This window comes from Kitasatospora sp. NPDC088351, from assembly GCF_040685575.1.
Taxonomy (GTDB): Bacteria; Actinomycetota; Actinomycetes; order Streptomycetales; family Streptomycetaceae; genus Kitasatospora.
This window is the reverse complement of sequence record NZ_JBFBIL010000015.1, coordinates 120,706-140,794: the sequence shown is the minus strand read 5'-3', so window position 1 is coordinate 140,794 and position 20,089 is coordinate 120,706. Positions and strand designations below refer to the sequence as shown.

General features: G+C 73.3%; 18 protein-coding genes. 13 read left to right on the top strand and 5 right to left on the bottom strand.

Annotated elements, in window-relative coordinates; genetic code table 11:
- Positions 1-129: 129 nt before the first annotated feature.
- Together AB0P06_RS14540 and AB0P06_RS14535 are read right to left on the bottom strand one after the other, a co-directional pair.
- The gene (locus tag AB0P06_RS14540; RefSeq protein WP_363607591.1) at positions 130-801 is read right to left on the bottom strand and encodes a TrkA family potassium uptake protein; all 672 of its coding nucleotides are present in this window, start codon (positions 799-801) and stop codon (positions 130-132) included.
- Entirely contained in the window at positions 801-1,469 is a 669-nt protein-coding gene (locus AB0P06_RS14535) for a TrkA family potassium uptake protein (protein ID WP_363607590.1), read from the bottom strand. The genes AB0P06_RS14540 and AB0P06_RS14535 overlap by 1 nt, the downstream gene beginning before the upstream one ends.
- 230 nt (positions 1,470-1,699) lie before the next feature.
- Here AB0P06_RS14535 and AB0P06_RS14530 point away from each other — a divergent pair, with 230 nt between their 5' ends.
- Both AB0P06_RS14530 and AB0P06_RS14525 read left to right on the top strand, forming a co-directional pair.
- Entirely contained in the window at positions 1,700-3,769 is a 2,070-nt protein-coding gene (locus AB0P06_RS14530) for an APC family permease (protein WP_363607589.1), read from the top strand.
- 356 nt (positions 3,770-4,125) lie between these two features.
- Entirely contained in the window at positions 4,126-5,430 is a 1,305-nt protein-coding gene (locus tag AB0P06_RS14525; RefSeq protein WP_363607597.1) for a class I SAM-dependent RNA methyltransferase, read from the top strand.
- Positions 5,431-5,523: 93 nt separating this feature from the next.
- Here AB0P06_RS14525 and AB0P06_RS14520 read toward each other — a convergent pair whose 3' ends face one another.
- Positions 5,524-5,721: a hypothetical protein gene (locus tag AB0P06_RS14520; protein WP_363607588.1), complete on the bottom strand. Its 198-nt coding sequence runs from the start codon at positions 5,719-5,721 to the stop codon at positions 5,524-5,526.
- Between the two features lie 350 nt (positions 5,722-6,071).
- Here AB0P06_RS14520 and AB0P06_RS14515 point away from each other — a divergent pair, with 350 nt between their 5' ends.
- From AB0P06_RS14515 to AB0P06_RS14505, 3 genes are all read left to right on the top strand, one after another.
- Positions 6,072-6,653, top strand: coding sequence for a hypothetical protein (locus AB0P06_RS14515; protein ID WP_363607587.1), 582 nt, complete (start codon positions 6,072-6,074; stop codon positions 6,651-6,653).
- 208 nt (positions 6,654-6,861) lie between these two features.
- Positions 6,862-7,104 carry a toxin-antitoxin system HicB family antitoxin gene (locus AB0P06_RS14510; RefSeq protein ID WP_363607586.1) on the top strand — a complete coding sequence of 81 codons (243 nt, stop codon included), beginning with the start codon at positions 6,862-6,864 and terminating at the stop codon, positions 7,102-7,104.
- On the top strand, positions 7,101-7,523 hold the full coding sequence (locus AB0P06_RS14505) for a fic family toxin-antitoxin system, toxin component (RefSeq protein ID WP_363607585.1): 423 nt from the start codon (positions 7,101-7,103) through the stop codon (positions 7,521-7,523). The genes AB0P06_RS14510 and AB0P06_RS14505 overlap by 4 nt, the downstream gene beginning before the upstream one ends.
- Positions 7,524-7,568: 45 nt before the next feature.
- On the opposite strand, the gene AB0P06_RS14500 is transcribed toward AB0P06_RS14505, so the two are convergent.
- Positions 7,569-8,453, bottom strand: a complete 885-nt coding sequence (locus AB0P06_RS14500) for a GNAT family N-acetyltransferase (protein ID WP_363607584.1) — start codon at positions 8,451-8,453, stop codon at positions 7,569-7,571.
- A 260-nt stretch (positions 8,454-8,713) separates the two neighbouring features.
- On the opposite strand from AB0P06_RS14500, the gene AB0P06_RS14495 reads away from it, so the two are divergent.
- The 6 genes from AB0P06_RS14495 to AB0P06_RS14470 all read left to right on the top strand — a co-directional run bounded on the left by AB0P06_RS14495 (position 8,714) and on the right by AB0P06_RS14470 (position 14,391).
- Positions 8,714-9,703: an ATP-grasp domain-containing protein gene (locus AB0P06_RS14495; protein WP_363607583.1), complete on the top strand. Its 990-nt coding sequence runs from the start codon at positions 8,714-8,716 to the stop codon at positions 9,701-9,703.
- Positions 9,700-10,611, top strand: a complete 912-nt coding sequence (locus AB0P06_RS14490) for an alpha-L-glutamate ligase (protein WP_363607582.1) — start codon at positions 9,700-9,702, stop codon at positions 10,609-10,611. The genes AB0P06_RS14495 and AB0P06_RS14490 overlap by 4 nt, the downstream gene beginning before the upstream one ends.
- Before the next feature lie 50 nt (positions 10,612-10,661).
- Entirely contained in the window at positions 10,662-11,492 is an 831-nt protein-coding gene (locus tag AB0P06_RS14485; protein ID WP_363607581.1) for a putative RNA methyltransferase, read from the top strand.
- A 117-nt stretch (positions 11,493-11,609) separates the two neighbouring features.
- Positions 11,610-13,016: an ATP-binding protein gene (locus tag AB0P06_RS14480; protein WP_363607580.1), complete on the top strand. Its 1,407-nt coding sequence runs from the start codon at positions 11,610-11,612 to the stop codon at positions 13,014-13,016.
- A 74-nt stretch (positions 13,017-13,090) separates the two neighbouring features.
- The gene (locus AB0P06_RS14475) at positions 13,091-13,483 is read left to right on the top strand and encodes a nucleotide pyrophosphohydrolase (RefSeq protein WP_363607596.1); all 393 of its coding nucleotides are present in this window, start codon (positions 13,091-13,093) and stop codon (positions 13,481-13,483) included.
- A 167-nt stretch (positions 13,484-13,650) separates the two neighbouring features.
- The gene (locus AB0P06_RS14470; RefSeq protein ID WP_363607579.1) at positions 13,651-14,391 is read left to right on the top strand and encodes a DUF6099 family protein; all 741 of its coding nucleotides are present in this window, start codon (positions 13,651-13,653) and stop codon (positions 14,389-14,391) included.
- Between the two features lie 161 nt (positions 14,392-14,552).
- Here the strand turns inward: AB0P06_RS14470 and dapD are convergent, their stop codons facing one another.
- Positions 14,553-15,551, bottom strand: a complete 999-nt coding sequence (gene dapD, locus AB0P06_RS14465) for a 2,3,4,5-tetrahydropyridine-2,6-dicarboxylate N-succinyltransferase (RefSeq protein WP_363607578.1) — start codon at positions 15,549-15,551, stop codon at positions 14,553-14,555.
- A 154-nt stretch (positions 15,552-15,705) separates the two neighbouring features.
- Here dapD and AB0P06_RS14460 point away from each other — a divergent pair, with 154 nt between their 5' ends.
- Both AB0P06_RS14460 and AB0P06_RS14455 read left to right on the top strand, forming a co-directional pair.
- Entirely contained in the window at positions 15,706-17,358 is a 1,653-nt protein-coding gene (locus AB0P06_RS14460; RefSeq protein WP_363607577.1) for a 3' terminal RNA ribose 2'-O-methyltransferase Hen1, read from the top strand.
- Positions 17,355-20,078 (top strand): polynucleotide kinase-phosphatase, encoded by a 2,724-nt coding sequence (locus AB0P06_RS14455; protein WP_363607576.1) that lies wholly within the window; start codon positions 17,355-17,357, stop codon positions 20,076-20,078. The genes AB0P06_RS14460 and AB0P06_RS14455 overlap by 4 nt, the downstream gene beginning before the upstream one ends.
- Positions 20,079-20,089 lie beyond the last annotated feature (11 nt).

The following is a 20,089-nucleotide window of genomic DNA, read 5'->3' as shown; positions in this document are numbered from 1 at the left end:
CGCTCCCTCAAACCCGAAAGATCATCGCGTCCAACAGCCACGGCCCTCGCAACTCCCACAGATCGCGGGTGTTGCGAGGACCGTTAGAACCCAAGCACCGAGTGCGGGCCCTCTCGCGTGGCGGTGGCGCTACTGGGCGCCGGAGGAGGCGGACAGCAGGTCCTCCAGCTCCTCCTCGCGTTCCTGCGCGGCGACGAAGAGCAGCTCGTCGCCGCCCTCCAGGGTGTCGTCCTTGCCCGGCGTCAGCACCCGGCCCTCGCGGATGATGGTCACCAGCGCGGTGTCGGGCGGCCACGGCACGTCGCCGACCCGGGTGCCGACCAGTTCGGTGTCCGAGGCCAGGGTCAGCTCGACCAGGTTGGCGTTGCCCTGGCTGAAGCGCATCAGCCGGACCAGGTCGCCGACGCTGACCGCCTCCTCGACCAGGGCGGACATCAGACGCGGGGTGGAGACGGCCACGTCCACGCCCCAGGACTCGTTGAAGAGCCACTCGTTCTTCGGGTTGTTCACCCGGGCGACCACCCGCGGCACGCCGTACTCGGTCTTCGCCAGCAGCGAGACGACCAGGTTGACCTTGTCGTCACCGGTCGCGGCGATCACCACGTGGCAGCGATGCAGCGCCGCCTCGTCCAGCGAGGTGATCTCACAGGCGTCGGCCAGCAGCCACTCCGCCATGGGGACCCGCTCCACCGAGATGGAGTTGGGGTTCTTGTCGATCAGCAGGACCTCGTGGCCGTTCTCCAGCAGCTCGCCCGCGATCGAGCGGCCGACGGCCCCGGCTCCGGCAATGGCGACCCGCATCAGTGACCCTCCTCCTTCGGCCCCTGCGCGAACGCGGCCTCGACCGCCGTCAGGTCGGCCCGGCGCAGCATCACGTGCACCAGGTCGCCTTCCTGCACCACCATCTGGGGCGTGGGCAGCACACCCTCGCCGAGCCGGGTGACGAACGCCACCCGGGTGTCGGAGGCCTCCTCGAGCGCGCTCAGCCGGTGGCCGACCCAGACCGGGTTGTACGCCACCTCGGCGAGCTGCACGGTGCCGCTCGGGTCCTGCCAGAGCGGCTCGGCGCCGCTCGGCAGCAGCCGGCGCAGCATCTGGTCGGCCGTCCAGCGGACGGTGGCGACGGTCGGGATGCCCAGACGCTGGTAGACCTCGGCGCGCCGGGGGTCGTAGATCCGGGCCGCGACGTTCTCCACGCCGAAGTTCTCCCGGGCGACCCGGGCCGCGATGATGTTGGAGTTGTCTCCGCTGGAGACGGCGGCGAACGCGCCGGCCTCCTCGATGCCCGCCTCGCGCAGGGTGTCCTGGTCGAAGCCGACGCCCGTCACCCGGCGCCCGTTGAACCCGGCGCCCAGCCGGCGGAACGCCGTCGGGTCCTGGTTGACGACGGCCACCGAGTGGCCCTGTTTCTCCAGCGCCCTGGCGAGGGCGGAGCCCACGCGGCCGCAGCCCATGATGACGATGTGCACCGGCGCTACCTCACCCGTCCCGTTGGGTTCTTGACCTGCGCAAACACCGTTCGTCATCCTTCCCCGCCCCGCCGTGCGGGGCGAGCGTCCTCAGGGGTGCTCGGCGCGACAATCCAAGTGTTGCCCGCCTGCTCGTATCCGACACGCTAGCCGGTCCGTCGAACGCGGTCGCGACGAAGGGGGGGAGATAAGTCAGACCACGCTCCGAACAGCCCCTACGATTCCTTAACGTGCCTATGCCGACTGACCTTCCGAAACGCATCCTGATCGGGCGTGCGTTGCGCAGCGACAAGCTCGGGGAAACGCTGCTCCCCAAGCGCATCGCGCTGCCCGTTTTCGCCTCGGACGCGCTCTCCTCGGTCGCGTACGCGCCCGAGGAGATCCTGTTGACGCTCTCCCTGGCGGGCGCCTCGGCCATCCATTTCTCCTGGCAGATCGGCGTTGTCGTCGCCATCGTGATGCTCGCGGTGGTGGCCTCGTACCGGCAGAACGTCCACGCCTATCCCAGCGGCGGCGGTGACTACGAGGTCGCCACCGTCAACCACGGGCCGAACTCCGGTCTGGTGGTCGCCAGCGCGCTGATGGTGGACTACATCCTGACCGTGGCGGTCTCGACCACCTCGGGTGTGGCCAACGTGGTCTCCGCGGTGCCCGCGCTGCGCGGGCACGAGCTGACCCTGTCCGTCGTCGTGGTCATCCTGCTGATGGGGATGAACCTGCGCGGGGTCCGTGAGTCCGGCACCGCCTTCTCCGTTCCGACCTACGCCTTCATGGCCGGTGTGCTCGGCATGGTCGTCTACGGGGTGATCCGGCATTTCGCCTTCGGGCAGGAGATGCCGGCCGAGAGCTCCGGTTTCCATCTGGCGGCCACCCCGGGCAATGATTCGCTGGCCGGCTTCGCGATGGTGTTCCTGCTGCTCAAGGCGTTCTCCTCGGGCTGTGCCGCGCTGACCGGTGTGGAGGCGATCTCCAACGGTGTGCCGGCCTTCCGCAAGCCGAAGAGCAAGAACGCGGCGACCACCCTGCTGATGATGGCCACCATCGCCGTCGTGATGTTCATGGGCATCATCTGGCTGGCCCGGCTCACCGGCGTCCAGATGGCCGAGAACCCCGTCGAGCAGCTCGGCGGCGCCCCGGCCGACTACCACCAGAAGACCGCGCTCGCCCAGATCAGCGAGGCCGTCTTCTCGAACTTCACGCCCGGGTTCTTCTTCGTCGCCGCCGTCACCGGCCTGATCCTGGTGCTGGCCGCCAACACCGCCTTCAACGGGTTCCCGGTGCTCGGCTCGATCCTGGCCCAGGACCGCTACCTGCCGCGCCAGCTGCACACCCGCGGCGACCGCCTGGCGTTCTCCAACGGCATCATCCTGCTGGCGCTGGCCGCGATCCTGTTCATCATCGCGTTCGACGCCGACCCGACCCGGCTGATCCAGCTCTACATCGTCGGCGTCTTCGTCTCCTTCAACATGAGCCAGTCCGGCATGATCCGGCACTGGACGCGGGAGCTGCGCGGCGAGACCGACCCGGCCCGCCGCCGCCACATGCAGCGCAGCCGGGCGATCAACACCTTCGGCCTGGTGATGACCATGGCGGTGCTGATCGTCGTCCTCGCCACCAAGATCAGCCACGCCTGGATCGCGATCGCCGCGATGATCGTGCTGTTCGTGATGATGAAGGCCATCCGCCGGCACTACGACCGGGTCTCCGAGGAACTGGTCGCCGCGGAGGAGCCGGACGACGTGGTGCTGCCCACCCGGGTGCACGCCATCGTGCTGGTCTCCAAGCTGCACAAGCCGGCGCTGCGCGCCCTGGCGTACGCGCGGCTGGCCCGCGCCCACACGCTGGAGGCCGTGACCGTGAACGTCGACCCGGCGGACACCGCGGCGCTGCGCAAGGAGTGGGACGAGCGCGGCATCGAGGTGCCGCTCAAGGTGCTGGACTCGCCGTTCCGTGAGATCACCGGGCCGGTGCTGGACTACGTCAAGAACCTGCGCCGCAGCAGCCCGCGCGAGGTGGTGTCGGTCTACATCCCCGAGTACGTGGTCGGCCACTGGTACGAGCACCTGCTGCACAACCAGAGCGCGCTGCGGCTCAAGGGACGCCTGCTCTTCAAGCCCGGTGTGATGGTGACCTCCGTACCCTGGCAGTTGGAGTCCTCCGAACGGCGCAGGCCGCAGAAGGCGTGGTCGGCGCCCGGTGCCGTCCGGCGTGGTGAGCCACGCGCACCGAAGGCCGTAAAGTCGAAGGTCTCCGCAACGCCCGACGCCACCGCTGACAGCAGCAAGGACTCCTCCCAGTGACCCGCAACACCCCGTCCCGCTCCAACGGCTCCTCGGGCAAGGGCGCCCGCAAGGGCGGTGCCAAGCCCGGCCAGGTCGCCCGTCCGCGCTGGGGCAAGCCGGTGCGTCCGGCTGCCACCGACCGCGAGGGCTTCACCGCGCAGACCGCCCCGCTCGCCCCGGGCGAGCGCGCCCCCGAGCGCCCGGCGGAAGCCGCCGAGGGCGCGGCCAAGCAGCCGAAGCCGGCGAAGTCGGCGAAGTCGGCAAAGCCCACGGGCGACCGTCCGCGCAAGCAGACCGTCCGCCCGCCCAAGGCGCTGCGCACCCCGCGCCCGCCGCGCGCCGAGGCCGCCCCCAAGGGACCCGGCGGCGACCCGCTGGTCGGCGAGCGGTACGAGGTCGAGGTCGGCCCGGTCGCGCACGGCGGCGGGCACTGCGTGGCCCGGCACGAGGGCCGGGTGCTGTTCGTCCGGCACACGCTGCCCGGTGAGCGGGTGATCGCGCTGGTCACCGAGGGCACCACCAAGTCCCGCTTCCTGCGGGCCGACGCGGTGGAGATCCTGGAGCCGGCCAAGGACCGGATCGCCCCGCCGTGCCCGTTCGCCGGGCCGGGCAAGTGCGGCGGCTGCGACTGGCAGCACGTCACCCCCGGCGGGCAGCGCAAGCTCAAGGTGCAGGTGCTCACCGAGCAGCTGGCCAAGCTGGCCGGGCTCACCCCGGCCGAGGCCGGCTGGGACGGCAGTGTCGAGCCGGTCGGCGGCAAGCTCCCGGCCGGGCAGGTGCCGGCCTGGCGCACCCGGGTGCAGTACACGGTGGACGCGGGGACCGGGAAGGTCGGCCTGCGCAAGCACCGTTCGCACGACATCCAGCCGGTGGACCACTGCCTGATCGCCGCCGAGGGCGTCAGCGAGCTGGGGATCGAGGCCCGTGACTGGCCGGGCGTCGCCTCGGTCGAGGTGATCGCCGCCTCCGGCTCCTCGGACCGCCAGGTGGTGCTGACCCCGGCGCCGGGCGCGCAGCTGCCGCTGGTGGAGCTGGACAAGCCGGTGTCGATCAGCCGGATCGACGAGCAGGGCAACGTCCACCGGGTGCACGGCCGCGCCTTCGTGCGCGAGCGGGCGGCCGGGCGGACCTGGCGGGTCAGCAACGGCGGCTTCTGGCAGATCCACCCCGAGGCACCGGACACCCTGGTGGACGCGGTCCTGGACGGCCTGGACCCGCAGTGGGGCGAGAACGCGCTCGACCTGTACTGCGGTGTGGGCCTGTTCGCGGGCGCGCTGGCCGACCGGGTCGGCGAGGACGGCGCGGTGCTCGGCATCGAGTCCGCCAAGCAGGCGGTGGAGGACGCCCGGCACAACCTGGCCGCGCTGGACAACGTCCGGATCGAGTGCGACCGGGTGGAGACGCTGCTGCCGCGCACCGGCATCACCGCCACCGACCTGATCGTCCTGGACCCGCCGCGGGCGGGCGCCGGGCGGGAGACCGTCGCGCACCTGGCCGGCCTGGCGGCCCGCCGGATCGCGTACGTGGCCTGTGACCCGGCCGCGCTCGCCCGGGACCTGGCGTACTTCCGCGAGGGCGGCTACCGGCCGGTCTCGCTGCGGGCCTTCGACCTGTTCCCGATGACCCACCACTTCGAGTGCGTGGCGATCCTGGAGCCGGTGGGGGAGCTCGCGCAGTAGCGGCGGCCCAGTTGTGACGGAGGCGGCATCCGGGGTTTCCCGGGTGCCGCCTCCGTGTGTCCGCGGGTGTGAGCGCCCGGGCGGGCGTGCCGTTCAGCGCTGGTCCGGCTCCCCTTCGTCGGCGCTGGGCGGCAGGGTGATCCCGTGCTGGGCGGCGAGCCGGAGCAGTCCGGCGATCCGGCCCTCGTACGCCTGGACGCCGTCGGCGTCCCCGTCGGCCCGGGCGGCCGCGAGTTCCTTGCGGGCCTGGTCGAGCTGCTCGCGCAGCTCCTGGTCGAACATGGCTGTCATTGCCGGCCTCCACACCGGTCGGTGCCGCTCCAGGGAATGCTCAGGGCAATTCAGAGTCTACGAAGGTGAAGAACTCTTCAAGTCTCGCTCCGATCGGTACCGCTCCGGTGCGCCCGGCGGTGTTCACCCCCGGATGTCCTGGCCGGTGGTCCGGCCGTCACCGGCACCGCCATTCTCGTCCCGGTCGCCCGGGCTCCGCCCTCGCGGCACCGGGCGCGGCCCGCGGCATGGCTGATCTGCTAGTTTCGCCGTGCCGTGCCTCGGCGTGAAGCGAGTGGCCACCTGCCTGCGTGCCGGATCGTGGCGGGCAGGTGCAACATGACAGCGAGGGGGCGGCGATGAACGGGTCGTTGCGGAGTACACGCCGGCTGGGCATCGCGGCCGCCGCACTGGCGCTCGCTCTGACCGCCTGCTCGTCCGGCGCCACGGGCAAGGCCCCGAAGCGGCTCATCCCTCCCGAGCAGGCCGTCCAGCAGCTGAGCGCCCTGCTCGACGAGTCGCTGTCCGAGGTCCGGCCGAAGCTGCGGTACCGGGACGAGTGGCCCCGCTCGACCGAGCAGTACTCCAGGGGGCTCGACGAGCATTCCCTCGGCTACGCGACCGCCTCCCGCCGGCGCCACATCATGACCAAGGTCTCGCCGGCCAAGTACGGCGTCCTGCTGGACATGGTCCGGCGCGGCTTGCAGGCCAGGGGCTACACGGTCAACTCGGCCGCCCCGGACCGGCTTGCCGTGTCCGCCACCACCCCGGACGGCTCCGGCGTGGGAATCACCATCCACCCCGCCGGCAACATCGACATCGGGGCGTCGGTCGGCCCCGTCCCGGTGGCCGACGGCCACGACTCCTTCGGCACCCCCACCCCCGAGCCGACCATGTCCAACGGCAATCCCGACATCCTCCCCAGGGACGACGACCCCTTCTGGTCGAACTGACCCCGGCCCACCGGGTCGGTGAGCCGGATCCGGGACCCGTGGCGCAGGACGCCGGACCGGTCGACTTCCTGCCGGAGCGAAGAGTCCGGTGGGCGCTTCCCCCGGCCCGCGAACGGAACTCCTTCGCGCCGCCCGACAACGGGGAGGGCGTGCGACGGCTTTGCATGCGCCCTTGTTGTGCTAGCACATCGGCGCTAGCTTGAGATTCATGGGTAAGAAGCAGCTGAACGTCCGGGTGGACGCCACCACCGCGGAGATGGCCCGGGAGCGGGCGGAGCAGCAGGGGATCAGCATGAACCAGTACATCGAGCGCCTGGTCCAGCAGGACATGGGCGAGGCCGGGCGGGCGTTCGTCGACGCCGCGGCGCAGTTCATGAAGGAGTACGAGACGGCCTTCCTGGCCGAGTTCGGCGAGCGGGGCGGCGCCGACCTGCAGGACGTGCGCCGTTGAACCTGGAGGTCGACCTCTCGTGGCTGCTCATGACCGCCGAGCAGTACACACCCGGTGACCCGCAGGTCACCGACTACGGGTCGCTGCTCGCCGCGGTCTCCCGCCATCAGGCCGAGATCTTCGACATCGCCGTCTACCCCGAACCGCAGGACCGCGCCGCCGCCCTGATGCACCAGCTGATCCGGGTGCCGGCCCTGGAGAAGACCAACGAGCTGTACGCCACCGCCGTCGCCTACGCCTACCTGGTGGCCAGCGGCTGCACGGTCGCGACCACCGCCCGCGAGGTGCGCAGCCTCGCCCGGGCCATCCGTGAGGGGCGGCTCGGCGTGGCCGGGGTCGCGGAACGGCTGGCGGCCTGGGTGGTGGACGAGGCCGAGGGGGAGGGCGTCAGCGGCGAGGACGACGAGGACTCGGACTGACGACCTCCCCCCACGGCGCACCCTGTGCGGGGTGCGCCGTACGGTCTACGCGCCGGCCGGGCCGGTCCCGGCGGGCTCGGCGATCAGGGCCGTCGCGAACGGGCGGAAGCCGGCCCGGCGGTAGATCCGGGCGACGTCCTCGTCGGCGGCGGACAGGAACACCGTCCGCACGCCGTTCGCCCGTGCGTGGGCGACCAGCGCCGCCGTGACCGCCAGACCGAGGCCGCGGCGGCGCGCCGACGGCAGGGTGCCGACGCCGGCCACTTCGGTGACCGGGCCGACCGGGTTGTGCTGGCCCGCGCAGAGCGCCGAGCCGTTCTGGACGGCCGCGGCGAGCACGGTGCGCCCGGCGGCGATCCGCTCCGCGATCCGCGCGACGGAGCCGTCGGCCACCGAGCGTTCGGCCGCCGCCGCCAGCTCGTCCGTACCCGCGCCGCCCACGCCGGTGCCCGGCTCGGCGAAGGCCAGGTGCGGGACGGTCACCGCGCTCGCCAGGCCGGGGTCGCCGGCGGCCAGCACCCGGACCGACACCCCGTCCGGCGGCCCGGCCGGCCCGGCCGCCGCGTCCTCGGGGCCCAGCACCAGCAGCGGGTGCTCGTGCACCACCAGCCCGGCCTCCTCCACCGCCGCGCGCAGCAGCGGATCGTGCTCGGCCACCCACTCGAAGGCCTCCGGCAGACCCAGCTCGCGCTGGCGGGCCAGGACCAGGCGGACGTCCTCGGCGGTGGCCGCGGGGCCGCTGCGGCCCCGCGCCGGCCGGGCGTAGTACGGCCAGCCCTCGCCCTCGCGGACGAACAGGCTGAGCGGACCGAAGTCCTCGACCCGGGCGGCGCTGCGCGGTACGGCGTCGTAGTACCGCTCGATCTCGTCGAGGAGGGTCCGGTGGCCGGGGTGGTCGGGGTGGACGGAGTCAGGAGCAGCAGTAGTCACGCCGTGCATCCAAGCAGTCGGCCGCCGCTCCTGCCACCGCATTGGGCGCCGTCGGGATGCGGGCGGGACCGGCGGCGGTGAGGCGGTCCGGCGGTTCGTCAGGGGCCGTTCCGACAGGGGCATTTCGGATCGATTGTTGCCCAATGCTTACAGGCCGGGCGATCTTGTGTGTGGGCGGCGTGGCATTCTGGGGCCTTTACAGCTCTGCCGGACGGGACGGCGGACGTCCTGCTGGGCAAGGCGAGGGGGATGACAGGCTCATGAGGCTCTGCTTTCTGGTGGAGGAGCACTACCGGCACGACGGCATGCCGCTCGACGTGGCGCGCCAACTCACCGCGTGGGGCCACCGGGTGGACCTGCTGCGCCCCGGCAACGCGCTGATGGCGATCTCCGAGGCGGTCCGGGCGGGCAGCCATGACGCCTGGGTGCTCAAGACCGTCTCCGGCGGTCCCGGCCTGACCCTGCTGGAGGCGGCCGCCGCCGTCGGCCTCACCACGATCAACGACGTCCGCTCCATCCGCGGCGTCCGGGACAAGGCGCTCGCCGCGGTGATCGCCCGTACCCGGGGTCTGCCCGTCCCGGTCACCTACGCGGCCGCCCGCTGGGAACGGCTCGCGGAGATCCCCGCCTCCGAGTACCCGCTCGTGGTGAAGCCCGCCGACGGCAGTTCGGGGCGGGCCGTGCGGCTCGTCCCGACCCCGGAGCACCTCGCCGAACTCGGTCCCGAACTGGACGGCGAGAGCCTGCTGATCGCCCAGCCGTACGTGCCCAACTCCGGTACCGATCTCAAGGTGTACTGTGTCGACGGCGAGCTGTACGCGACCGAGCGCTGCTCGCCGCTCCACCCCGGCCAGGGCGTACGCGAACGGCAGGTGCCGCTCAGCGGCGATGTCGCGCGGATCGCCGCCCAGGTCGGGGAGGTGTTCGGTCTCGATCTCTACGGGGTCGACGTGCTGCTCGGCCCGGACGGTCCGGTGGTCGTCGACATCAACGACTTCCCGAGTTTCCGTCAGGTGCCCGACGCGGTCGCCCGGGTCGCCCGGGCGGTGCTGCGACTGGCCCGCACCGGGACGGCCGTCTCCGCCCCGGCGCCCGCCCTGGAGTCCGTTCCCGCCCCGGCGCCGGGGGTCGTACGGCTGCCCGCGCAAGGGGCCGCCCTCGGGGTGCCCGCTCAGGTGGGCGGTTCCGCGTTCGGCGCCGATTTCGGGGGAGCCGGGTACGACGGGGCCCGCCTCGGCGGCTCGATATGAGGATCTGCCTGCTCACCCCCGACCCCGGTCACCCGCTGCTCGCCGCCACCGCAGGGCTGCTGAGGCCCCGCCACCTGGTGGAGAGCCTCGACCCCAACGCGGGCGACGGTCCGCCCGCCGACCGGCTCGGCCCCGGCCCGCTCGCCGACGTCTACCTGCTCAAGGCCCGTACGCCCCGGGCCCTCGCGTTCGCCCGCCACCTGGAGGAGCGGGGCGCCCCGGTCATCAACTCGGCCGCCGCGACCCGGTTCTGCCAGGACCGCACCGGCATGGCCGAGCTGGCCCGCTCGGCCGGTCTGCCGTTCGCCGCCACCCGTACCACGGCCCGCCTCGCCGACCTGGCCGAACCCGGCTTCCCGCTGGTCGTCAAGAGCCGCTACAGCCGCCGCCACGACCTCGTCGCCCGGGTCGACGACGCCGCCGGGCTGCGTGCCCTCGCCGAGCGCTGGCCCGACGAGCCCGTGGTGACCCAGCCGTACCTCGCCAACTCCGGCTGGGACCAGAAGCTGTGGGTGATCGCCGGGCAGGTGTTCTGCGCCCGGCGCCGGTCCGAGCTCGCCGAGCCCGCGCTTGTCGAGCCGGTGCTTGTCGAGCCGGCACCCGCCGGGGCCGCCGCGGGAGCCGCCCACGGCAGCCCGTTCGGGCCGGGGGACCTGCCGGCCGAGCGGGTGGACCTCGCGCGGCGGGTCGGCGAGGTGTTCGGCCTCGACGTGTACGGCGTCGATCTGCTCGACGGGCCCGCCGAACCCGTGATCGTCGATGTCAACGCCTTTCCCGGCGTCCGCGGGCAGGCCGGCGCGCCCGAGGCGCTGGCCGCGCTGGCGCTGCGGGTGGCGGGCCGGGGCGGCGCCAGCGGCCCCCGGGTGCCCGGACCGCGCGGTGCGTGGTGGCCCACCAGCAGTCGTTAGGCTTGCCCTTCCGGTCGGACGGCGAACCGGATGGCGGGAGAAGACGGACGTTGCTGCAGGACATCGAGCCCTACCTGGCCTGCCCGCACTGCGCGCAGGCGCTCACCCCGGACGGGCGCAACCTGCGCTGCCCGTCGGGGCACAGCTTCGACATCGCCAGGCAGGGCTACGTCAGCCTGCTCGCCGGTGACGCCCACACCGGCACCGGCGACACCGCCGGGATGGTCGCCGCCCGCAGCGACTTCCTCGCCGCCGGCCACTACCGGCCGATCGCCGACGCCCTCGCCGAGGCCGCCGCGGCGGCCGCCCCGGAGGGTCTCGTCGCGGACCTCGGCGCCGGTACCGGCCACTATCTCGCCCATGTCCTCGACGCCCTTCCCGGCAGCCCCGGCGCGGCCCTGGACATCTCCAAGTACGCGCTGCGCCGGGCCGCCAGGGCCCACCCCCGGATCGGGGCCGTCGTCTGTGACGCCTGGCGCCCGCTGCCGCTGCGGGACGGCTCCGCCGGGCTCGTGCTGAACGTCTTCGCGCCGCGCAACGGTCCGGAGATCCGCCGTGTGCTGCGCCCCGGCGGCACGCTGCTGCTGGTCTCGCCGACCTCCCGCCACCTGCGCGAACTCGTCGCCGCCCTGGGCCTGCTCTCGGTCGACGAGGAGAAACAGCGCCGGATCGAGGAGAAGCTCGGCCCCTACCTCGACCCGGCCGGGCAGCGGGAGGTCGAGTTCACGATGCGGTTGTCGGCGGCCGACGTCCGCACCGTCGTCGGGATGGGCCCGAGCGCCTGGCACACCGACCGGGAGGTGCTGGAGGACCGGCTCGCCGCGCTGGCCGACCCGGTCGAGGTGACCGCCTCGGTGACGGTGGCGGTCTATCGGCGCTGACGGTACGGCGGGTGGTGGCTGTCGGGGCGACGAGCGCTTTGTCCCCGGGACCTCGTTGGGATGAATCTGCCGAGCAGGCACGTTTCTCCCGTCCGACCTGCGGCTAACGTCCGACGGGTGAACCGCGAAGCCACCCGGCCCGCCGTGCCGGCCCACCCCCGTCCGAGCGCTCCGGGGCCCGGTCGACCGCCCGTCCAGCGCCCCATCGTCGAGGAGATCCGGCTCGCCTCCTTCAAGTCCTACCGGCGCGCGACACTGCCGCTCGCGCCCCTGACCGTGCTGCACGGCCCCGCCGGCGTCGGCAAGTCGAACGCCCTCGACGGGCTCGCCGTCCTCTCCCGGCTCGCCCTCGGCGAGGAGATCGCCGACTCCCTCAACGGCCTGCCGGGCCGGACCGGACCACTGGCCGCCCCCGTGCGCGGCGGCCTGGAGGGCTGCGTCCCGCACGGCCGGAACGCGATCATCCTCGGCTGCACCGTCCGTTCCGGTGACGGGCCGATCCGCCTGGAGCTCGTGATCCGCACCGACGGGCCCGTCCGGATCGCCCGTGAACGGCTCACCCTCGACGGCCGGACCCTGGTCGAGACCGGCGAACAGGACGTCCGCAACCAGCGGGTCAACGTCAGCTGGCACAACGACACCCGCCAGGGCGACATCCGGGCGCCCTTCCCCGGAAACACCATGATCACTTCGCAGATCCCCCTGCGGGTGGCCGGATCCTCCCCCGGCGAGCGCAAGGTGCTGGCCGCCGCCGAACAGCTGCTCACCGCCCTGCGCGAGGTCTTCCCCGTCCACCCCGTACCCGCCCTGATGCGCGGCTGGGCCCGCCCGAACCCGCAGGCCAGGCTGCTCAGCACCGCCGCCAACATCTCCGCCGTGATCGCCCGGCTCAGCAACGAATGCGGCCGCCGGTACGGCCAACTGCTGCGCGTCGTCCAGTCCGCCGCGCCGCACCCGCTGCTCGGGCTCGACCTCGCGCACCGGGGTACCGGCGCCGACCAGCGGGTCCTGGCCGTCTTCGACGAGGGCGTCCTCGGCCGCACCGGCGTCGACCAGGCCTCCGACGGCATGCTGCGCCACCTCGCGTTCGCCGCCGTGCTGCTCACCGGGGCCGGCGTGCTCGACCTGGATGCGGCCGCCGAGGTCCCCTGGGCGCACCGGCAGCTCACCGTGCTCGCCGACGACCTCGGCGCCGGGCTCAGCACCGAGCAGGCCGCCTCGCTGCTGCGGCTCGCCCGTGAGATGTCCGGGCGCAACCAGCTGCGCGTGCTGGCGGCGCTCCAGGAACCGGCTGCCGCCCGGGAGGCGTTCGGCGGGTCGGGCGGGCTGCCGCCGGGGGCCACGCTGGTCGAGTGCCGACGGGACCCGGGCTCCGGCCACACCGTGCTGCGGACGGAGACGGCGCGGGTACCGGCCCAGGCGGTGCGCGGGTGCGGGCCGGTAGGGGAGCCCGGGGTGACCGTGGGGACGGAGCCGGGGGCGGTGCCGGAGACGGTGGTGGATGCGGTAGACCTGGACGGGTGAGTGAACGAGTGACGGAGTCCGGGGCCGGCCCGGTGGAGCCCGGAGCGGCGTCCGGCGAGGCCGCGGTCCCCACGCTGGAGAGCCTGCGGCAGCGGTTGGTGGAGTTCGCCGCCGCGCGTGGCTGGGAGCCCTTCCACACGCCCAAGAATCTGGCCGCCGCGCTGACCGTGGAGGCCGGCGAGCTGCTGGAGATCTTCCAGTGGCTCACACCGGAACAGGCCGCGTCGGTGATGTCCGATCCGGACAGCGCCCATCGGGTGCGCGACGAGGTGGCCGATGTCCTCGCGTATCTGGTGCAGTTCTGTTCGGTACTGGGAGTGGATCCGCTGGCGGCCCTCGCGGCCAAGATCGAACGGAACGAACTGCGCTTCCCGGTTCCTGGGCCTGGGTCGGGGTTGGGGTTGGGATCGGGGAGTGGGACAGGGGGCGGATCGGGGTTCGGCGTCGACTCGAACGTAGGCGATTAACCCTTGTGGGGGATGGAAGTTATCCACACCCCCGGGCTTTTCCACAGGCTTTGACGAGGTGGCCGCATCCGGCCGCGCCCCGACGCACGCTTTCGCCGTGACCACGTGACCGCCATACCGGCGGTCGCGGTCGACGGCGAAACGAGCGAGAAGGGGGTGGCGGGCCGATGGAGGCGCTGCGACTCATCAGGACGGCCAGGCACGCGCTGGCCGAGGCCAGGGAGGTACCGGAGGTGCTGGCCGAGGCGCGGCAGGCCGCGCTGCTCACCGAGGCGGTGGGCGCTCGGCTGTCCGAGCTGGACGACGGCGAGTTGGCCGGGCTCGGCCGGCAACTGTCCGAGGCCGGCGCCCACGCGGCCGGCTGCCTGGACCAGACCTGGTCCGACCGGTGCGCCCCGCCGGGCTGGGGTGGCAGCGGACGGGCCGGGCGGCTCACCGATCTCGGTGAGCTCGCCCCGGCCCTGGGTGAACTCGGCGGCCTGCTGCAGGACGTCGGCGAGGCGCTGGTGGTGCTGGCCTGCGGCGCCGACACCGAGAGCCTGTACTGGACCTGCATCGACGGGGTCGACGCCGGGGCGGAGTGCAAGGACGTGGTCGGTCGGCTGAGGCAGACCGTCGGCGCGGCGGCGGGGGAGGAGGGCGCCGATACCGCATCCGGTCCCGGCGGGGTGGCGGACGGCGCGGCCGGTCCACCGCCGCCCTGGGCTTCGGCGACCGGGCGGGCATCGCCGTCACTGGTCCTCCGGCTCGGTCCTCCGGTCGGTGGCACTGCGGAGGGCGGGGCTGAGCAGGGTGGGGCCGCGGAAGGCAGGGCCGCTCCGCCGGGCTGTCGGGCGTCGGGCGAGGCGGCCGCCTCGGACCAGGGTTCGGAGCGGAGGGCCGCCGTTTCGGTCGGCCGTGCACGGTGATGCGGCCGGCGGCGGTCCGGTCGGGCCGCGCGGACGACAGGGCGGCTGGACGACAGGGCGGGCGGACGGCAAGCGCAGCGGCCCCGGCGCCGTCACCCGGCACCGGGGCCACCCCGCACAGTCGTGTTGCCGCAGCGCTGATGCGGCAACACGAGAGGCGGTCAGTTGTGAGCGTGCAGCTCGGCGTTCAGGCCGCCCCAGGAGCCGGAGCGGGCGATCACCTCGACCGCGCCCGTCTGGGAGTTGCGGCGGAACAGCAGGTTGTCCTGGCCGGACAGCTCGACCGCCTTGGCCACCTTGCCGTCCGGGGTGGTCACCCGGGTGCCGGCGGTCACGTACAGGCCGGCCTCCACGACGCAGTCGCTGCCCAGCGAGATGCCGATGCCCGCGTTGGCACCGAGCAGGCAGCGCTCGCCGACCGAGACGATCTGCTTGCCGCCGCCCGACAGGGTGCCCATGATCGAGGCGCCGCCGCCGATGTCGCTGTGGTCGCCGACCACGACGCCCGCGCTGATCCGGCCCTCGACCATCGAGGTGCCCAGCGTGCCGGCGTTGAAGTTGACGAAGCCCTCGTGCATCACGGTGGTGCCGGTGGCCAGGTGGGCGCCGAGCCGGACGCGGTCCGCGTGGGCGATGCGCACACCCGAGGGGGCGACGTAGTCGGTCATCCGCGGGAACTTGTCGATGCCGTAGACGGCGAGCTGGCCGCCCTGGGCGCGCACCGCCAGACGGGCCTGCTCGACCTTGTCCACCTGCACCGGGCCGATGCTGGTCCACGCCACGTTGGCCAGCAGACCGAACAGGCCGTCCAGGTTCTGGCCGTGCGGCTTCACCAGACGGTGGCTCAGCAGGTGCAGGCGCAGGTAGGCGTCGTGCGCGTCGATCGGCTTCTCGTCCAGCGAGGCGATCGTGGTGCGCACGGCGACCACCTCGACGCCGCGGCGTACGTCGGTGCGGAGCGCCTCGGCGGCGCCGGCGCCCAGCTCGGCCTCGGCCTGCTCGGCGGTCAGACGGACGGTGCCGGCCGGGCCGGGCTCGGCGGCCAGCGCGGGGGTGGGGTACCAGGTGTCGAGGACGGTGCCGTCGGCGGCGATGGTGGCCAGACCGGCGGCGACGGCGCCGCTTGCGCGGGAGGTGGATTCAGCAGTCACATCGTGCACGTTAACGAATGCGGGCCGTCGGTGCCGAACACGCTCACCGTGCGGACGCGGCGGCCCGCCGTCCGCCGGGGGAGCCGCGCGGCCGCCCGCGCCGGCTCCGGACCTCGGATAAACCCGGTGCTCAGAGGGGTGGTGCTGGGCAATACTCGTGCAGGTGTTCATGTCGATCTCCACCACAGGCACCGCCGAGAGCCCTGCCACCGACCTCGGCTTTCTTCTCCACAAGCACCCGGGCAAGGTCCAGCGGTTCGGGACTTCGCACGGCGAGGCCCATGTCTTCTACCCAGAGGCGAGCGACGAGCTCTGCACGGCCGCTCTGCTACTGGAGGTCGACCCGATCGCGCTGGTCCGCCGGGGCCGGGGCAAGGGCCGCGGCGGCTCCCCGGACTTCGCGCTCGCCCAGTACGTCAACGACCGCCCCTACGCCGCGTCCTCACTGCTGGCGGTGGCCCTGCGGACGGTGTTCCGGACGGCGATGAAGGGCGTCTGCGAGGGCCGCCCCGGGCTGGCCGACCAGGCCCGGCCGCTGCGCATCTCCCTGCCCGCGGTGCCCGCCAACGGCGTCGGCGAGGGCGGTGGCGTGGCGATGGTGGCCAGGCTCTTCGAGCCGCTGGGCTGGCAGGTCGAGGCGGCGGCGATCCCGCTGGACGCGGCCTTCCCCGAGTGGGGCGAGTCGCGCTACGTCCGGATCGAGCTGACCTCCGACGCGCTGCGCCTGGCGGACGCGCTCCAGCAGCTCTATGTCCTGCTGCCGGTGCTCGACGGGGCCAAGCACTACTGGGTCGCCCCGGACGAGGTCGACAAGTTGCTCGCGGCCGGGGAGGGCTGGCTCGCCGACCACCCCGAGCGGGCTCTGATCGCCCGTCGCTATCTGTCCCGGCGCTGGTCGCTCACCCGGACGGCGATGGAGCGGCTGGAGCTGGCCCGGCTGGCGGAGGCCGACGACCGCGAGGTCGAGGAGATCGACAACGCGGTCGACGACACCGACCGGACCGGGAGCACGCCGGACGCCGGGGCCGCTGCGGCCGACGCCCCGGTGCGGCCGGGCGAGCAGGAGGAGAAGCAGATCTCCCTCGCCGAGCGGCGCCGGGTGGCGATCCTGGCCGCGCTGAGTGAGGTCGGGGCGGCCCGGGTGGCCGATCTCGGCTGCGGGCAGGGCGAGTTGATCGGCGCGTTGCTGAAGGACCCCCGGATCACCGAGGTCCTCGGCGTGGACGTCTCCGCGCGGGCGCTGTCCGCGGCCGCGCGCAAGCTGAGGCTGGAGCGGATGTCGGAGCGCCAGGCGGCCCGGGTCACGCTGGTCCAGGGCGCGCTGACGTACACCGACGCGCGGCTGAAGGGCTTCGACGCGGCCGTGCTCTGCGAGGTCATCGAGCACCTGGACCTGCCCCGACTGCCGGCCCTGGAGTACGCGGTGCTCGGCGCGGCCCGCCCGGCGGCGGTCGTCGTCACCACGCCGAACGCCGAGTACAACGTCCGCTGGGAGAGCCTGCCGGCCGGTCACGTCCGGCACGCCGACCACCGCTTCGAGTGGGACCGCGCACAGTTTCGCGCCTGGGCCGAGCGGGTCGCGGCGACGTACGGCTACACGGTCGTGGTCCGCCCGGTCGGCCCGGAAGACCCGGAGGTGGGCGCGCCGACTCAGCTCGCCCTCTTCCGGATCGGTACCCCGGTCGCGGCTACCGTCGTCGGTACCGCCATCGCCGGTACTACCCCTGCCGGTACCAGTACTGGTACCGGCATCGGCACCGACACTGACACCGACGCTGTTGCCCGCACGACGCCCGAAGGGGGCGAGACCCGATGACCGACGACGTACTGTCCGAGTCGCCGCTGGACGAGGCAGCCCCTGCCGGGCAGGCGGGCACCGCCGGGGCCGTGAACCCCGCCGAGCCGGCCACCCCCGCCGAGCCGGATGCCTCCGGCCGGGGCCGTCGGCTGCCGGTCACGGACGTCTCCCTCGTCGTGCTGATCGGCACCAGCGGCGCGGGCAAGTCCAGCTTCGCCCGCAAGCACTTCCTGCCGACCCAGGTGATCTCCTCAGACTTCTGCCGGGGCCTGGTGGCGGACGACGAGAACGACCAGTCGGCCTCCTCCGAGGCCTTCGACGTGCTGCACTACATCGTCGGCAAGCGCCTGGCCGCCGGTCGGCTGACCGTGGTGGACGCCACCAACGTCCAGCAGGAGGCGCGCAAACAGCTGGTCAGGATCGCCCGTGACCACGACGTGCTGCCGATCGCGATCGTGCTGGACATCCCGCCGGGTGTCTGCGCCGAGCGCAACAAGACCCGGCCGGACCGGCAGCTGCCGGCCCACGTGATCCCGCGGCAGAACCGGGAACTGCGCCGCTCGCTGCGCGGGCTGGAGCGTGAGGGCTTCCGCAAGGTGCACATCCTGCGCGGTGAGGCCGAGGTGGAGTCCGCCGAGATCGTGCCGGAGAAGCGCTTCAACGACCTGCGCCACCTCACCGGCCCGTTCGACATCGTGGGCGACATCCACGGCTGCCGCTCCGAGCTGGAGACCCTGCTCACCCGCCTCGGCTACACGCTCACCCGGGACGCCGTGAACCGCCCGGTGGACGCCGTGCACCCGCAGGGCCGGACGGCGGTCTTCGTCGGTGACCTGGTCGACCGCGGCCCGGACACGCCGGGTGTGCTGCGCCTGGTGATGGGCATGGTGGCGGCCGGGCACGCGATCTGTGTCCCGGGCAATCACGAGAACAAGCTCGGCCGGGCGATGGACGGCAAGAAGGTCACCGTCTCGCACGGCCTCCAGGAGTCGCTGGACCAGCTGGCGGGTGAGTCGGAGGAGTTCCGCGCCGAGGTCCGGGCGTTCATGCGCGGTCTGATCAGCCACTACCTGCTGGACGGTGGCGCCCTGGTGGTCTGCCACGCCGGTCTGCCGGAGAAGTACCACGGCCGCGCCTCCGGCCGGGTGCGCTCGCACGCGCTGTACGGGGACACCACCGGCGAGACCGACGAGTACGGGCTGCCGGTGCGCTACCCCTGGGCGGAGGAGTACCGGGGCAGGGCGCTGGTGGTCTACGGCCACACGCCGGTGCCGATGGCGAGCTTCCTCAACAACACCATCTGCCTGGACACCGGGTGCGTCTTCGGCGGCAGCCTGACCGCGCTGCGCTACCCGGAGCGCGAGCTGGTCGGCGTCGAGGCCGAGCGGGAGTGGTACGAGCCGGTCCGGCCGATGCTCACGGACGCGCCGGGCTCACGCGAGGGCCGTCCGCTGGACCTCGCCGATGTGGCGGGCCGTCGGGTCGTCGAGACGACGCTGCACGGCCGGGTCGCCGTCCGGGAGGAGAACGCGGCCGCCGCGCTGGAGGTGATGAGCCGGTTCGCGATCGACCCGCGGCTGCTGGCGTACCTCCCGCCGACGATGGCACCGAGCGCCACCTCGCGCCGGCCCGGCTACCTCGAACACCCGGAGGAGGCCTTCTTCGCCTACCGCGAGGACGGCGTCCAGCAGGTGATCTGCGAGGAGAAGCACATGGGCTCCCGCGCGGTGGTGCTGGTCGCCCGGGACGACACGGCGCTGGAGAAGCGGTTCGGCATCGCCGGGCCGGGCGCGATCTGGACCAGGACCGGCCGGGCGTTCCTCAGTGACGACGAGCTCACCTCGGCCGTGCTGGGCAGGGTGCGGGCCGCGGCCGAGCGCTCCGGGCTGTTCGAGGAGCTGGGCACCGGCTGGCTGCTGCTGGACGCCGAGCTGATGCCGTGGTCGCTCAAGGCCGTCGAGCTGCTGCGCCGCCAGTACGCGGCGGTCGGCGCGGCGGCGGGCGCGGCGCTGCCCCCGGTGCTCTCCGTGCTTGAGCAGGCGGCCGGCCGTGGGCTGGACGTGGCAGGGCTGACCGCTCGCCAGCGGCAGCGCGCCGCCGACGCGCAGGCGTTCGTCGAGGCCTACCGGCGGTACTGCTGGCCGACCGAGGGCCTGTCGGGCATCCGGCTGGCGCCGTTCCAGGTGCTGGCGGCCGAGGGGGCGAACCTCGCGGTGCGCCCGCACGACGAGCACCTCGCCTGGGTCGACCGCCTGGTCGAGGCCGACCACGCCGGTGGCACGGACAGCGATGACGGCGGCGACGGCTCGCGCACCCCGATCCTGCACCGGACCGGCCGGCTGCTGGTGGACACCACCGACGAGGCGTCCGTCGCCGCGGGCATCGCCTGGTGGGAGGAGCTGACCGGGGCCGGTGGCGAGGGCATGGTGGTCAAGCCGCTGGCGTCCCTGGTCCGCGGCAAGGCGGGCGAGGGCAGGCCGGGCGGGCTGGTCCAGCCCGGGGTGAAGGTACGCGGTCGGGAGTATCTGCGGATCATCTACGGCCCGGACTACACCGAGTACCTGGACCAGTTGCGGCAGCGCTTCCTCGGCCACAAGCGCTCCCTGGCGCTGCGCGAGTACGCGCTCGGCCTGGAGGCGCTGGACCGGCTGGCGGCCGGCGAGCCGCTCTGGCGGGTGCACGAGCCGGTCTTCGCGGTGCTCGCGCTGGAGTCCGAGCCGGTCGACCCCCGGCTGTAGCGGCAGAGGTG

What these genes read in the sequence shown, in the direction of transcription:
- AB0P06_RS14520 (WP_363607588.1), bottom strand. Translation starts at nt 5,721, where the DNA reads ATGACAGCCATGTTCGACCAGGAGCTGCGCGAGCAGCTCGACCAGGCC.
- AB0P06_RS14470 (WP_363607579.1), top strand. Translation starts at nt 13,651, where the DNA reads ATGGAGGCGCTGCGACTCATCAGGACGGCCAGGCACGCGCTGGCCGAG.
- AB0P06_RS14540 (WP_363607591.1), bottom strand. Translation starts at nt 801, where the DNA reads ATGCGGGTCGCCATTGCCGGAGCCGGGGCCGTCGGCCGCTCGATCGCG.
- AB0P06_RS14495 (WP_363607583.1), top strand. Translation starts at nt 8,714, where the DNA reads ATGAGGCTCTGCTTTCTGGTGGAGGAGCACTACCGGCACGACGGCATG.
- AB0P06_RS14490 (WP_363607582.1), top strand. Translation starts at nt 9,700, where the DNA reads ATGAGGATCTGCCTGCTCACCCCCGACCCCGGTCACCCGCTGCTCGCC.
- AB0P06_RS14510 (WP_363607586.1), top strand. Translation starts at nt 6,862, where the DNA reads ATGGGTAAGAAGCAGCTGAACGTCCGGGTGGACGCCACCACCGCGGAG.
- AB0P06_RS14455 (WP_363607576.1), top strand. Translation starts at nt 17,355, where the DNA reads ATGACCGACGACGTACTGTCCGAGTCGCCGCTGGACGAGGCAGCCCCT.